Raw genomic sequence first — 14,266 nt, 5'->3', positions numbered from 1 at the left:
TTCTGCTGCATAGACTGGTACAATCTCTGGAGATGAAAAATATCAGAATCTTTAAATAAGATAGCACAATTGCTTCAATTGTATAACAAAACTATTGGTGTTACCACTATTTTAATACGACGTTTTGCCGGCCCAGCAGCTCTTTTAAACGGTATAACGCCTGATGGTCAGCTTGTATATGAAAAGAATCAGGCAGCTTAATCGTCTGCTTCTGCTTCTCATAATAAAGATACACGCCAGTTTCCCCTTTATGCTCCAGTAAAATACGCTTCATCTTTGCCAAAAGTTCCTGATTGTGACGGCTGCCTTCTATTTTGATATAAACAGACGGCGCTTTGTCGGTTCCCGTTTGTTCCAAAATGGATGCCCCGGAAATAATGAACTGTGTTTTTTCCTGCCGCTGCTCCATTTTTCCAAACGCGTATAAAAGCGCGCCTTCTTTCAAGAGCGGGGACAGCCTTCTGAATTGGTCAGGAAACACGATGGCTTCGATCTCTCCCGTTTCGTCGCTTAATGTGAGAAACGCCATATGCTGACCTGTCTTTGTCCGAATCATTTTGATGCCGGCGAGCAAAGCCCCGATTGACAGCTGCCCCTTCGGCATTTGCCGCGCTTCTGCTATTGGCAGCGCTCCCCGGGCCGTCAGCCCGTCCCTGAAGACAGACAAGGGATGGCTTGAGAAGTAAACGCCGAGGGCCTCCTTTTCAAACCGAAGCATGTCCACAAGCGGAAATTCCTCAGCTTCTACATATTTTGGCTTTATGGAAAAAGATTCTTCCAAAAACAATCCCATCTGGTCATCGTCTGCACGAAAAAGCTCGGCGTGCTCTAAAGCCACATCAACGGAGGCAAGCAAGGTCGCGCGGTTTTGATTGAATTCGTCCATGGCACCAGAAAATATAAGGGCTTCGATGGTTTTTCGATTTACACTTTTTGCAGGTACGCGAAAGCAAAAATCGAAAAGATCCTCGAACGGTTTATGTTTTCTTGCTTTATAAATATCTTTCACTGCCGAGACACCTACGTTTTTAATGGCGCGCAAGCTGTATCTGACGGCTCCGTTTTCAACTGTAAACGGAAAACTGCTGCTGTTTACTGACGGCGGAAGGACTTCAATCCCGCTCCCCTTCGCTTCGTACAGATATTGCGATATTTTGTCCTCATTGCCGATGACGCTCGTCAGCAGCCCGCACATAAAATATAAAGGATAATGCGCCTTTAAATACGCGAGCTGATAGCCGATCATGCTGTATGCTACAGCATGGCTGCGGTTAAATCCGTAGTTTGCGAATTTCACAATCAGATCGTAGACCTCGTTTGCAGTGACTACAGAATACTCCTTTTTTAAGCACCCTTCAACAAAATGGCTTCGCTCCCTGTCCAAAATGTCCTTCTGCTTTTTGCTGACGGCACGTCTGAGCAGGTCCGCCTCGCCTAAAGAAAAACCCGCCATACGCGATGCGATCATCATAATCTGCTCTTGATAGACGATGACGCCGTATGTTTCAGCCAGGATGCTCCTTACATCTTCATGCGGAACCTCTACACGCGCCCGCCCGTGTTTCCGGTCAATAAATAACGGGATATTTTCCATCGGACCCGGCCTGTACAGCGCATTAACCGCGACAATGTCTTCAAGCCTTGACGGCTTAAGGCGCTTCAGCACGCTCCTCATTCCTGACGATTCAAGCTGAAAAATCCCTGTCGTATCGCCTTTTGAAAGCAGTGTGAAGGTTTTTTCATCTTGATAGGAAATCGTGGAAAAATCTATTTTGGTATTTGTCTCTTTTTCAATCATCGTTTTAATCGATTCGATCAGCGTAAGATTACGCAGGCCTAAAAAGTCCATTTTTAAAAGGCCGAGATCCTCCAGATGATCCATCGCATACTGGGTTAAATATACGCCTTCATGGCCTTCCTGAAGGGGAACAATCTCAGAAAGAGGCTCTTGGCTGAGAACAACGCCTGCCGCATGTGTAGACGTATGCCTCGGAAGGCCTTCGATTTTCTTGGCGATTCGGAAAACTTTGGCAAGCACGGCGGATTCAGAAAGCCGCTGATTCAGCTGTGCGGACTGGCCTCTCGCCTCCTCCAGCGTCATGCCGGGTTTTGACGGGATCAGGCGGGCAAGCTGATCGGATTCTTTCGGGCTGATTCCGAAGACTCTCCCGGTATCTCTTAAAGCAGCCTTTGCCGCAAGAGTTCCGAAGGTAATGATCTGAGCCACGTGCATACTGCCGTATTTTTTTTGAACATATTGAATGACTTCATCCCTTCTTGTATCTGGGAAATCAATATCAATATCCGGCATGCTGATTCGCTCAGGATTCAGAAAACGCTCAAACAGCAGAGAATGCTTCAGCGGATCTACATCTGTAATGAAAAGGGTGTAAGCGACAAGTGAGCCTGCCGCAGACCCCCTTCCAGGCCCGGTTACGATGCCTTGCTCATGCGCGTATTTCATAAAATCCCACACGATGAGAAAGTAATCGCTGAATCGCATCCGCCTGATAACATCCAGCTCATATTCAAGCCGCCGGACAGCGCGATCATCGGGTGATTCAAAACGGCGTCGCAGCCCTTCAAAGCATACTTCCGCCAAGTAATCATCCGCAGATTTTCCGTTTGGCGCCGGAAATGACGGAAGCCGCGTCTGTCCGAGGCTGACATCAACATGGCACTGCTTTGCGATATTTGCTGATGCCTCCAGCGCTTCGGGATGCGCAGCGTAAAGCTCTCTCATCTCATCAGGCGATCTCAAATGTAAGCCGGGCATATCCCCGCTCTGATCAGCCCATTTTTCCCCGGCTTTAATAGCGCACAGACAACGGTAAGCATCTTGATCTTCTTTACGTATATAATGAACATCCCCGGTTGCGCAGACAGCGATTTCCGTCTCGGCGGACAGCCGGAGAATCTCCTCTGATAATGTCCCATCGTTTTTAAACAGCTGGTACCCTAAGTAAAAACAGCCTTCTCCAAACAGCGCCCGAAACTCTTTAGCGGTTTTAACCGCTTTTTCAAACTGCCCCGCTTGCAGCAAGGCTTCAATATACCCTCTTTCACCGGGCGTAATGGCGATCAGCCCCTCATGATAGCTTTTCATCCATTTTTGTTTGATGCCGCCCTTTGATTTGGATTGCAGCGCGCTTGAAATCTTCAGCAGGTTTTGATAACCGGCGTTTGTCGCAGCCAAAAGAACAAGCGGGCAGGCTTCAAGTTCGGATTCATCCGTGTAAAGAGATGCCGTCAGTCCGATAATCGGCTTGATTCCGTTTGCCTTGCATGCTTTATAAAATTCAATGGCGCCGTACATGACATTTTCGTCAGTCAGCGCCAAAGATGAATATCCGAGCGCGCCGGCCTCTTTGACAAGCTCTTTCACAGAAGCGGCGCTGTTTAACAGACTGTAGCCGCTATGTACTTGCAGGTGAACAAAAGACAAAGCCGCCACCCCTTTCTCATATACGTTCATTTTTGTCTTTCTACATTATAAGGCGGGTTTCCATAAGAAACAAATGTTCTTTTTTGACTCATCATCATACTTGTCCGTATCGCTCAATATGATGTAAGGTGAGGTGATGTATAAAATGGATCAGGAAGCCAGCTTTATGGCAAATTTCATTAATAGTTATTTTATCGCGTTCGGTGTTTTGTTCGGCGGTGCGCTGATCGGGGGCGTCGGCGCTTATTTATCAGGCGAGGCTCCGCTGACAGCGATTACGAAACTGGCGAACAGGCTGAAAATCTGGGCGCTCGTCGCGGCCATCGGAGGGACGTTTGACGCGGTGTACAGCTTTGAAAGAGGAATTTTAGAAGGGAATACGCGCGATATTTTTAAACAGCTTCTGTTGATTATCTCAGCCATGGGCGGCGCCCAAACCGGCTGGCTGATTATTTCTTGGCTGACCCAGGAGAATATCTCCTCATGAGAATTCCCGAATATTATAAAAAACCGGGGTGGCAGCGTTTTTTTGCGGGGATGATGTGCGGCGCCGCAGTCAGCTGGCTGTTTTTCCTGTTTACATACGCAACGTTTCAGGAAGAACAGGTGACATTAATCGAAAAACAGCAGGAGCATATGCGGGATTTGAAAACTCAGATTTCCATCTATCAGGAAGATCTTCATAAATTAAATGAAGACAATAAAAAAAGGCTGCTGATTCAAAGTGTTGATATTAAGCTGCTTAACGGCGAAAAATATAAAATTCCGCAGCCTGACAAAATGAAATTCGAAGAGCATGTAAAGGATAATATCTCTGAGGTCATCACAAAAGATATTGAAAGTGTGTATAAAACAAAGGAGCTTTTAAAACGGACGATTGAAAACAAAGTGTACACCATAAATGAGAAGGAATACAAAGCTGAGGTGAAAGAACTGACGATTTATACGAGATTGTCTGTCGAAATTAATATTTCTTTTGCGACGTAAATATGTCATTTTTAAAAATTTTCCAAAGATGTGTCGCTTTTTTCTCCGCTTTTTTATAAACTGTAAATGAGACATTTTCAATGAATCTGAAGGGAGGAAGGGAAAATGGAGGTTTTTAGTGAACGACGATTAGCAAAAGATCACGCAGACCGAATCAGACAAGGCTATTCCGCATATGCAGAAACAGACACACTCGCTTCCCTCATAAAAAAAGAACTCCAAATCTATAATCTCCGCGTCTACGAAGACCTGACTGAATTCGGCTGCTGGTTCATCCCCTTGACAGATGAACACTAAGAAAGAGGGTCTCCCCTCTACTTGTGTTCGTTACATAACTCTTCCAGATCAGCCAAAATCGGCTCGGTTTCGTCCCAGCTGTAGACGGACGCGCCGGCTGCGAACGGATGCCCTCCGCCGTTGTATTTTCGGGCAATTCCATTAATGACCGGTCCTTTTGAGCGGAACCGGACTCTGATTTGATCGTCTTCTTCTACGAAAAACACCCATGCGCGAATACCTGAAATATTTCCAAGCGTTCCGACAAGCTGTGACGCTTCAGAAGCGGTTGTCCCATATGTCTCCAGAATGTCTTTCTTAATGAAAACGGAAGCGACGCCGTTTTCAGACAATGACACATTTTGATAAATAAAGCCGTTCAGCTTCACCACATTCAATTTTGTTTCATACAATTGATTAAACAGCTCCGAGGATGAAAATGGGAACTCAATGAGCTCTCCCGCGTATTTTAATGTCTTTTTTGTTGTGTTCGGGAATAAAAAGCGTCCCGTATCACTGACGATACCCGCGTAGATCAGCTCAGCTGCTTTCGTGTTCAGTTTCCAGCCGTGCTGCTTTCCTTCCAGGTACAGCTCATAGATCATTTCGCTTACGGAGCTTGCATTCGTATCGACCCATAAAAGATCGCCATACGGATCTTCATTTGGATGGTGATCTATTTTCATGAGCTTTGCGCCGGAATGGTAGCGCTGGTCGTCGACACGCCCTTGATTTGCGGTGTCACATACGATGACAAGAGCATCTTTATATGTTTCGTCATCCACCTCATCGAGGGAATATAAGAAAGACAAGGTCGGCTCAGGCTGTCCGACGGCAAAAATATTTTTTTCAGGATACGTTTCCCGCAGGATTTCCGTAAGGCCGCACTGTGATCCGTAAGCGTCTGGGTCAGGCCTCACATGTCTATGTAAGATAATGGTGTCATATAATGATATGGTTCTGATCAGTTCGGATTTCATCTTTTACTCCTTTTTGTTTTTATTCATTTAATCATACTCTTTAATTACGGAAAAGGAAAATCTTTCGGCAAGACAGGTGTAACGGTTTCGTAAACTCAAACAATGGAGGATTTCATTTATGCTGGTTTTTGTTTTTCTCATCGGGCTTTCTGCCTGCTTTTACGTCTATTACAAAGTAAAGGGCGTTCGGACGAAACGGGCGCTGGCAAAGGAATGTTTTTCGGCTAAATCAAGTATGGCGTTAGGCGCGCTGGTGCTGCTGTACGGGATAAACCAAATGATTTTATTTCATTCAGTTTTAACCCTCGTCATCGGCGGCGTCTTCATTTTAATAGGGGCAGGCAGCGCATGGGCTGGGTATAAAGCCTATAAGCATTATGAACCCATCCATGCAAAAGAAGCGGAGAGAGACCATGCGTAATGAAGGACAAGGGACCGGACAGCGTCCCTTAACTTCTCTCCATCAGCTGCACCATCAGCATCGCTTTTGAAACGATGCCGCTTTGGCTTGATACTTCCACTTCCATTTTTCCGAACTTCCGGCCGGCTTCGAGAATGCGCGGTTTTACTTCAATGACCGATTCCATCTGCACGGGCTTTAAGAAGAAAATCGTAATGCTTTCAATCACCAGCTCTCCGCGTTTACGCGAGCGCAAAAACCTGCTGGCGGCCTGCGTTAAAATGGTCGTAAACACCCCGTAAGAGATCGTCCCAAGCTGATTGGTCATTTGCGGCGTTACCTCATATTGATAAACAGCCGGAGTCTGTTTATCATCTTCCTCTTCTTTAAATCCTCTTGAAACGATGTCATCGAGCTTTTCCCCGACCTGGGGCTGCTTTTGAACCATTTGAAGCGCTTTTAAGACATCCTGACGGCTGATCATGCCGACCAGCCTGTGGTGCCCGTCAGTAACCGGAAGCACTTCGATCCCTTCCCACACCATCATTTGAGCCGCGGAGGCAACCGACGTTTTTCCGATCACTGTGACCGGATTTTTCGTCATTACTTTTTCAATCGGCACAGACCGGTCATGCCCGGCGATATCTTTTGAAGTCAGAATCCCGTGAATTTTCATATGCTGATCGATGACCGGAAAGCGGCCGTGGCCGGTTTCATAGTTTTTCTCGTACCATTTTTCCAGCTTATCCTTAGGAGAGAGCGTGACGGTTCTTTCTGCCGGCGTCAAAATGTCTTCCACAAGCACAATTTCTTTTTTAATCAGCTGGTCATAGATTGCCCGGTTTATCATCGCCGCAACCGTAAAGGTATCATAGCTCGTGGATAGAATCGGCAGCTCCAATTCATCGGCAAGCTGAATGATGCTGTCATCGGTGTTAAAGCCCCCGGTTACCAATACAGCCGCGCCTGCTTCAAGCGCCTGACGGTGGGCGTTGATTCTGTTTCCGACAATTAACAGGTTCCCCGCCGCCGTATAGCGCATCATCGCGTCAAGCTCCATCGCGCCGATCACAAATTTATTTAATGTTTTATGAAGGCCTGCCCGTCCGCCGAGCACCTGGCCGTCTATTACATTGACAACCTCTGCGTATGTCAGCTTTTCAATATTTTCTTTTTTCTTCTGTTCAATGCGGATCGTCCCCACGCGTTCAATTGTGGAAACAAAGCCTTTATTTTCGGCTTCCTTAATGGCTCTGTAAGCCGTTCCTTCACTGACTTTCATCTCTTTTGCAATTCTTCTGACAGAAATTTTTTCACCGACAGGCAGCGAATCTATGTAAGATAGTATTTGTTCATGCTTTGTTGCCAAGCCTTTCACCTCTAAAGACAGTCTTCTGTTTTTATTATAAGGGTACGGAGGATTCATTCGCAATGAGGCGTCCGAAAAAAGACGGCCCCACAAAAAAACCTTCTGAATGCTTTGATTCAGAAGGTCAGTTTATCTTCGTTCAGCCGTCAGACAAGCTCGATTGACTCGCCGGCTGCCATGACTTTGCCGACGCCGCCCGCCAGGCTTTCAGCGAAAGCATCAGGGTCTTGCTCAATAACAGGGAAAGTATTGTAATGAACGGGAACCACCTGTTTAGCTCTCAGCCATTCAGCTGCAAGCTTCGCGTCCTCTGGCCCCATCGTAAAGTTGTCGCCAATCGGCAGAAAGGCCAGATCAATATGGTTTAATTCCCCGATCAGTTTCATATCTGAGAACAGCCCCGTGTCTCCGGCGTGAAAAATGGTTTTTCCGTCGATCGTCAATAAAATTCCCGATGGCATTCCCGTGTATGTGATGGTTTTGTTTTCTTCATCAGTGACGGCTGATCCATGGAACGCCTGCGTCAATTTAACTTTGCCGAAATCAAATTGGCGCGAGCCGCCGATATGCATCGGATGAACGTTTAGGCCCTTAAAGCCTAGATAAACAGCCAGCTCGTTCGGTGCGATGACGAGCGCATCGTTTTGTTTTGCGATTTGCTCTGTATCTCCGACATGGTCATTGTGCCCGTGAGTGAGCAGGATCACATCCGCTTTTACCTCTTCCGGCTTCAAGTCAGTCAGGCTGTTTCCGGTTAAAAACGGATCGATAATAATGTTATGCGTTTTTGTTTCCACATGAACCACAGAATGTCCGTAATACGTCACTTTCATCGTTTTTTCACCTCATTAAAAATTTTGTATTTATCAAATTCCCTTTTTTACAAGCCGAAAAACTTACAGGGATTGATGCCTGTTAATCACATTAAGCCCTCCTGTGGCTTCAATGACGGTTCCGGTTACAAGATCGGAGTCTTCCTCACATAAAAAAGCGATGATTCTCGCAATGTCTTCTCCGGTTCCGGATCTTCCTATCGGCGTATTTTCCTTGCCGATTTTCAGTCTCGCTTCCTCTATGGATGCTTCCTTCATGCCGCCTACGATATCACCCGGACAGACCATATTAGCCGTAATGCCAGATTCAGCCTCTTCAATCGCAATGGTTTTGGTCAGCGAAGCTAAGCCGACCTTTGCCGCCCCGAAGGCGGAACGGTGAAGCCAGCCGGGCGCATGGGCAGCCCCTTGGAAGCCGTATGTAATAATCCGGCCGAACCGCTGTTTTCTCATGGCCGGAATGACCGCCTTAAACAAATGAAAAACAGCGCTTAAATTTCCTTCCAGCATGCCGTACCATTCCTCATCTGAGTAATCGGCAAGCTTTTTTCGCTCAAATATGTACGGCCCGGCATTGTTAATAAGAATGTCAATCCTCCCAAACCGCTGAAGGGCCGCTTCGGCAATCCGCGTCAGATCATCTTTTCGGGTGACATCACCCTTTACGAATTGCAGTCTGTCATGGCACTGGGGATAATCAGCCTTCAGACAGGCGACTGCTTCTTCGTCCTGTCTGTAATTCACCGTGACGGAGAAGCCTTTTTCCAGCAGCATTTCAGTCACTTTCCGGCCTAATCCCTTTGTACCGGCAGTAATTAGAGCATGTCGCACATGAATACCCTCCCCAGGCAACGTCGCCGCTTCCATTAAGTCATTTCTCCCTCTACTTTACTATAAACAGGCGGCAATATCACTTTTTTGCACTTCAGTTGCATGAAAAAAAAGCCGTCTGTACAGACAGCTTAATCTTCAGAAGGAGAAGCGGAGGCTTCCTCCATTCCGACATAGCCGCTTTGGTATGCCTCTGAAATGAGCCGGGCCGTTTCTTCGCTTTCTTTTTCATCATAGATATAGCGTTCTTGTTCTTTGCGCATTCCTTCTACCTCCCATCAGTATAGATGTAGGGTGTCTTGTATGACGGGAAATTATGAAGGAAATTTTAACATATTAAAAGCCTGCACAAGCTTTTGCTTTAACGAGTGCCTGCTCTACCTGTTTAAAGCCAGTTCCGCCGGCGCTCATTCTTTTTTCCACTGCGTGGTAAGGATCGAGAACGGTGTAAATATCCTCCTCAAAGAGACTGCTTGCCTGAAGGAAATCTTCAAACGCCATGTCGCTTAAATAGATACCTTTTTCAATGCACGTGTACACAAGCTTTCCGACCACTTCATGAGCTTCCCTGAACGGCATGCCCTTTTTCGCTAAATAGTCCGCAAGCTCGGTCGCGTTCGAAAAGTCTTGTTTCGTCGCCTGTTTCATCGTGTCTATGTTCACGGTCATCGTTTGAATCATGCCTGTGAAAATCTGAAGGCTGCCTTCGACTGTTTTCACAGTATCGAACATGCCTTCCTTGTCTTCCTGCAAATCCTTATTGTAAGCGAGCGGCAGTCCTTTCATGATCGTAAACAGACCCATCATATCACCGTAAACGCGGCCTGTTTTTCCGCGGATCAACTCTGCCATGTCAGGGTTTTTCTTTTGCGGCATCATGCTGCTGCCTGTCGCGTACGTATCATCCAGTTCGATGAATTTAAATTCCTGTGAGCACCAGAGGATAATTTCTTCAGAGAACCGGGAAAGATGCATCATCAGCATACTGCTGCTGCTTAAAAATTCTAAAATAAAGTCTCTGTCACTGACGCCGTCCAGGCTGTTTTCATAAATGGAATCAAATCCGAGAAGCTCCGCTGAATAGGCGCGGTCAATCGGAAACGTAGTTCCGGCAAGGGCCCCGCAGCCGAGCGGCGATTTGTTGATCCGCTTCATGGAGTCGCGGAATCGCTCCTTATCCCGTTCCAGCATCCAAAAGTAAGCAAGCAGGTGGTGGGCGAATGAAATCGGCTGGGCGCGCTGCAAATGCGTGTATCCCGGCAGAATCGTCTCAATATTGGCTTCTGCTTTTTCAATCAGCGCATGCTGGAATTGTTCGATCAGCCCGATGATATGAGAGACATGGTTTTTTAAGTATAAATGCATGTCTGTCGCCACCTGGTCATTCCGGCTTCTTCCGGTATGGAGCTTGCCGCCGAACGGTCCGATTTCATCGATCAGCATTTTTTCGATATTTAAATGGATATCTTCATAATCAACCGAGAATTCCAGTGTCTCATCTTCTGCTTTTTGCAGGAGCGTTTCCAGCCCTTCACGGATTCTGCTCTCTTCTTCTTCCGTCAGGATGCCGCATTTTTTCAGCATTGCCGCATGAGCGAGAGACCCTGTAATATCCTCTTTGACTAGGTTTTGGTCGAATGTGATGGACGCGCCGAACTCATCGACCCATTTTTCCGGAGTTTTTTGAAACCGGCCTCCCCAAAGCTTCTTCATGCTTTAATCTGCTCCTTCTTTTTTACGATGCTGTTCACTTTTGTCGGCAGTCCCCAAAGCTCGATAAAGCCGATCGCCGCGTGATGGTCAAAGGCATCGTCTTTTGTATATGTGGCAAGCTTTTCATCATAAAGAGAAAATTCCGACTTGCGTCCTTCTACAATGGCGTGGCCTTTAAACAGCTTGACGCGCACTACCCCTGTAACGTGTTTTTGAGTTTCTTTTAGGAAAGCAAGCAGAGCGTCTTTTAACGGTGAAAACCATAAACCGTTGTAGATGATTTCAGACAGTTTTTGTTCGATTGCCGGTTTGAAATGGGCCACTTCTTTGACCAGCGTCAAATCCTCAAGCTCTTTGTGAGCCGTAATCAGCGTCATGGCGCCTGGGCACTCATATACTTCACGGGACTTAATGCCGACAAGACGGTTTTCCACATGGTCGATACGGCCGATACCGTGTTTTCCGGCTGTCTCATTCAGCTTGAGAATCAAGTCGGAAAGCGGATAGGACACGCCGTCGATTGAGACGGGAACACCTGCTTCAAACGCGATTTCAATGACCTCCGGGACATCCGGCGTGTTTTCAAGAGGCGCTGTCAGGTCGTATGCCCCTTCAGGAGGCGCCGCCCACGGGTCTTCTAATATACCGCACTCATTGGCGCGGCCCCACAGATTTTGGTCAATCGAATAAGGGCTGTCGAGATGAATCGGAATCGGAATCCCGCGGTTTGCCGCGTATTCTATTTCCTCTTCACGAGACCATTGCCACTCACGGACCGGAGCAATGACTTCCAAATCAGGATTTAATGATTTAATGGATACTTCAAAACGAACCTGATCGTTTCCTTTACCCGTGCAGCCGTGCGCTACCGCCACTGCGTTTTCTTTTTCCGCCACTTCGACGAGTTTTTTCGCAATCAACGGACGGGATAATGCAGATACAAGCGGATATTTCCCTTCGTACATCGTATGAGCCTGCATAGAAATGAGCGCGTAATCTTGGGCGAATTCTTCTTTTGCATCAATAACGTATGAGTTTGACGCGCCCACTTCCAGCGCTTTTTGCTGAACGAATGCCAAATCCTTTCCTTCACCTACGTCTAAACAGCAGGCCACAACATCATATCCCTGTTCTTGAAGCCATTTTATCGCTACAGAGGTATCAAGCCCTCCTGAATATGCCAATACAACTTTTTTTTGATCTGCCATGTCAAAAGCTCCCTTTGTATAAAAATTAGTTTCAATTAATAAAAATTCATTTTGTATGTATACACTGTAACAAGTAAATTCTGTTTTTTCAAGCTTTTTATAAAAAAAACTTCACCCATTTTTTGAGTGAAGCACAGCCTTTTTTATTCATTTACAAGTCTTTTTGAATCTCTCTGATGACGTGGGGCAATTCGGGAATAATGAGCTTATTCATCGCAAGCTTCACAGCGCCGGAAGAACCCGGTGTGCAGAAGACTGCGGTGTTGTGAATGACTCCCGCGGCCGCTCTGGAGAGGATGGCGGCCGAGCCGATGTCCTCCGTGTAACTCAGCATCCGGAACAGCTCGCCGAAGCCGGGGAGTTCTTTTGAAAACAGCGGGGTGACCGCTTCGATTGTGACATCCCTTTTTGCGATTCCCGTCCCTCCGTTCAGCAGCACCGCATCTGTATATTCATCCATACAGCCGGATAAAACGGCTTTTTGTAATTCTTCTTTCTCGTCTTTTACAATTTCATAAGCGACCGTTTGCAATCCTGCCGCTTTGATCAAATCCATCATTATACGCCCGCTTTTGTCCGTCTCTTCCGTTCTCGTGTCGCTGACGGTAATGACCTTGCAGCGAACCGTTGCAGGAGCCTCCTGTTTATGTTCATGCACGCTCATGTTTTCACCTCTTAACTGATTATGTATGAAAATATCGTAACGTTTCCCGTGGCGGCATTCAATAAAAAAGCACACCCGGAGGATGTGCTTTTTTGATGATTATTGTGCCAAACGGACAACGTCACGCGCGATCATGACCTCTTCATCAGTCGGAATGATCATGACTTTTACAGGAGAGTGAGGGTAACTGATAAACGCTTCCTCACCGCGTACGTTGTTCAGTGCAGGATCCCAATAAACACCCATGAATTCTAAGCCGCGAAGCACGCGTTCTCTGACTTCAACGCTGTTTTCTCCAATACCGGCAGTGAAAATAATCGCGTCAACGCCGCTCATTCTCGCAGCATAAGAACCGATGTATTTATGGATTCTGCTCGCGAACACTTCAAGCGCAATTTCCGCTCTCTCGTTGCCTTCTTTGGACGCTTCGACAATATCGCGAAGGTCGCTTGAGAAACCGGACACGCCAAGCAGTCCGCTTTTTTTGTTTAACGTGTTTAATACTTCATCGGCAGTTTGATCTGTTTTTTCCATAATATATGGAATTAAAGCAGGGTCGATGTTTCCTGAGCGTGTTCCCATCGCAACACCGGCTAACGGTGTAAAGCCCATTGATGTATCAATCGATTTTCCGCCTTCAACGGCTGCGATACTTGCACCGTTTCCTAGATGGCAGGAAATCAGGCGCAAATCTTCAAGCGGACGGCCGAGAAGTTCAGAAGCGCGCTGTGTAACATATTTATGAGATGTGCCGTGGAAGCCGTATTTACGGATGCCGTATTTCTCATAGTATTCGTACGGAAGGCTGTACAGGTAAGACTGCTCAGGCATCGTTTGGTGGAATGCAGTATCAAACACTGCAACCGCAGGCACATTCGGAAGCACTTCTTTGAAGGCTTTAATGCCGACGATGTTAGCCGGATTGTGAAGCGGCGCAAGTTCAGAAATATCTTCAATTTCACGGATTGTCTCATCTGTCAGTAAGACAGAATCACTGAATTTTTCTCCGCCGTGAACGACACGGTGGCCGATTCCGTCAATTTCATTTAAATCTTTTATAATGCCGAATTCAGTCAGTTTGTGAAGCAGCATTTTTACTGCAACCGCATGATCCGGAATATCTGTTACTTCTGTATTTTTTTCGCCGTTAACACTGATGGTGAAAACGCTGTCGGCGATACCGATCCGTTCTACTAAACCTTTTGTTAACACCTTTTCTGAAGGCATTTCGAAAAGCTGAAATTTTAAAGATGAGCTTCCTGCGTTAATTGCAATAATTTTAGACATAAATGACGCTCCTATCAAAATTCTTCTTCGTTATTTCGTTCTTTTTTCCCAGACCTTACATGCAGTCCAAAAAATATCTGACTTTTCCATTTAAACATTGTCAACTCAGCATTTCAAGTCAACATCTCGTTTGGTATCGCTTTCAATACGAAGTCGATATTTTCTGATAAATATTCACTATGCCATATGGATCGGACAGCCTGAAGAATTTTTTCTTTTCTTCCTTAATTTGTGTTGATCACATGTTTTCCATTCATTTAAAAAAGCAAAACA

14 protein-coding genes are annotated in these 14,266 nt (G+C 46.3%); 4 read left to right on the top strand and 10 right to left on the bottom strand.

Annotated features, from left to right (window positions below):
* Nucleotides 1-106: 106 nt before the first annotated feature.
* Nucleotides 107-3,445: a DNA polymerase III subunit alpha gene (dnaE, locus tag J7E26_RS09075; RefSeq protein ID WP_214804010.1), complete on the bottom strand. Its 3,339-nt coding sequence runs from the start codon at nucleotides 3,443-3,445 to the stop codon at nucleotides 107-109.
* A gap of 145 nt (nucleotides 3,446-3,590) precedes the next feature.
* Between dnaE and ytrH the strand changes: the two genes are divergently transcribed.
* The 3 genes from ytrH (at nucleotide 3,591) to J7E26_RS09060 (ending at nucleotide 4,729) form a co-directional block, all read left to right on the top strand.
* A complete protein-coding gene (ytrH, locus tag J7E26_RS09070) occupies nucleotides 3,591-3,932 on the top strand; it encodes a sporulation membrane protein YtrH (RefSeq protein ID WP_214804009.1) in 342 nt (113 codons plus the stop codon).
* A complete protein-coding gene (gene ytrI, locus J7E26_RS09065; RefSeq protein WP_214804008.1) occupies nucleotides 3,929-4,432 on the top strand; it encodes a sporulation membrane protein YtrI in 504 nt (167 codons plus the stop codon). The genes ytrH and ytrI overlap by 4 nt, the downstream gene beginning before the upstream one ends.
* 105 nt (nucleotides 4,433-4,537) lie before the next feature.
* Nucleotides 4,538-4,729: a YtzJ family protein gene (locus tag J7E26_RS09060; RefSeq protein WP_214804007.1), complete on the top strand. Its 192-nt coding sequence runs from the start codon at nucleotides 4,538-4,540 to the stop codon at nucleotides 4,727-4,729.
* A gap of 17 nt (nucleotides 4,730-4,746) precedes the next feature.
* Here J7E26_RS09060 and J7E26_RS09055 read toward each other — a convergent pair whose 3' ends face one another.
* Nucleotides 4,747-5,688 carry a DHH family phosphoesterase gene (locus tag J7E26_RS09055; protein ID WP_214804006.1) on the bottom strand — a complete coding sequence of 314 codons (942 nt, stop codon included), beginning with the start codon at nucleotides 5,686-5,688 and terminating at the stop codon, nucleotides 4,747-4,749.
* Between the two features lie 118 nt (nucleotides 5,689-5,806).
* Between J7E26_RS09055 and J7E26_RS09050 the strand changes: the two genes are divergently transcribed.
* Nucleotides 5,807-6,109: a YtpI family protein gene (locus tag J7E26_RS09050; RefSeq protein ID WP_214804005.1), complete on the top strand. Its 303-nt coding sequence runs from the start codon at nucleotides 5,807-5,809 to the stop codon at nucleotides 6,107-6,109.
* A gap of 28 nt (nucleotides 6,110-6,137) precedes the next feature.
* On the opposite strand, the gene J7E26_RS09045 is transcribed toward J7E26_RS09050, so the two are convergent.
* The 8 genes from J7E26_RS09045 to J7E26_RS09015 all read right to left on the bottom strand — a co-directional run bounded on the left by J7E26_RS09045 (nucleotide 6,138) and on the right by J7E26_RS09015 (nucleotide 13,993).
* Nucleotides 6,138-7,457, bottom strand: a complete 1,320-nt coding sequence (locus J7E26_RS09045) for a CBS domain-containing protein (protein WP_214804004.1) — start codon at nucleotides 7,455-7,457, stop codon at nucleotides 6,138-6,140.
* Nucleotides 7,458-7,603: 146 nt separating this feature from the next.
* Nucleotides 7,604-8,290 (bottom strand): metal-dependent hydrolase, encoded by a 687-nt coding sequence (locus tag J7E26_RS09040; RefSeq protein WP_214804003.1) that lies wholly within the window; start codon nucleotides 8,288-8,290, stop codon nucleotides 7,604-7,606.
* 63 nt (nucleotides 8,291-8,353) lie between these two features.
* Entirely contained in the window at nucleotides 8,354-9,121 is a 768-nt protein-coding gene (locus J7E26_RS09035; protein ID WP_214804002.1) for an SDR family oxidoreductase, read from the bottom strand.
* 131 nt (nucleotides 9,122-9,252) lie between these two features.
* Nucleotides 9,253-9,384 carry a hypothetical protein gene (locus tag J7E26_RS18465; protein WP_262417694.1) on the bottom strand — a complete coding sequence of 44 codons (132 nt, stop codon included), beginning with the start codon at nucleotides 9,382-9,384 and terminating at the stop codon, nucleotides 9,253-9,255.
* A 73-nt stretch (nucleotides 9,385-9,457) separates the two neighbouring features.
* A complete protein-coding gene (gene argH, locus J7E26_RS09030; protein ID WP_214804001.1) occupies nucleotides 9,458-10,834 on the bottom strand; it encodes an argininosuccinate lyase in 1,377 nt (458 codons plus the stop codon).
* The gene (locus J7E26_RS09025) at nucleotides 10,831-12,042 is read right to left on the bottom strand and encodes an argininosuccinate synthase (protein ID WP_214804000.1); all 1,212 of its coding nucleotides are present in this window, start codon (nucleotides 12,040-12,042) and stop codon (nucleotides 10,831-10,833) included. The genes argH and J7E26_RS09025 overlap by 4 nt, the downstream gene beginning before the upstream one ends.
* Nucleotides 12,043-12,193: 151 nt before the next feature.
* Nucleotides 12,194-12,706 (bottom strand): MogA/MoaB family molybdenum cofactor biosynthesis protein, encoded by a 513-nt coding sequence (locus J7E26_RS09020; RefSeq protein ID WP_214803999.1) that lies wholly within the window; start codon nucleotides 12,704-12,706, stop codon nucleotides 12,194-12,196.
* A gap of 99 nt (nucleotides 12,707-12,805) precedes the next feature.
* Nucleotides 12,806-13,993 carry an acetate kinase gene (locus J7E26_RS09015; protein WP_214803998.1) on the bottom strand — a complete coding sequence of 396 codons (1,188 nt, stop codon included), beginning with the start codon at nucleotides 13,991-13,993 and terminating at the stop codon, nucleotides 12,806-12,808.
* Nucleotides 13,994-14,266 lie beyond the last annotated feature (273 nt).

Origin of the sequence: Bacillus sp. ISL-51, from assembly GCF_018613535.1 — a bacterium.
In the GTDB taxonomy this organism is placed as follows: domain Bacteria; phylum Bacillota; class Bacilli; order Bacillales; family Bacillaceae; genus Bacillus.
This window is presented reverse-complemented; position numbering and strand designations above follow the sequence as displayed.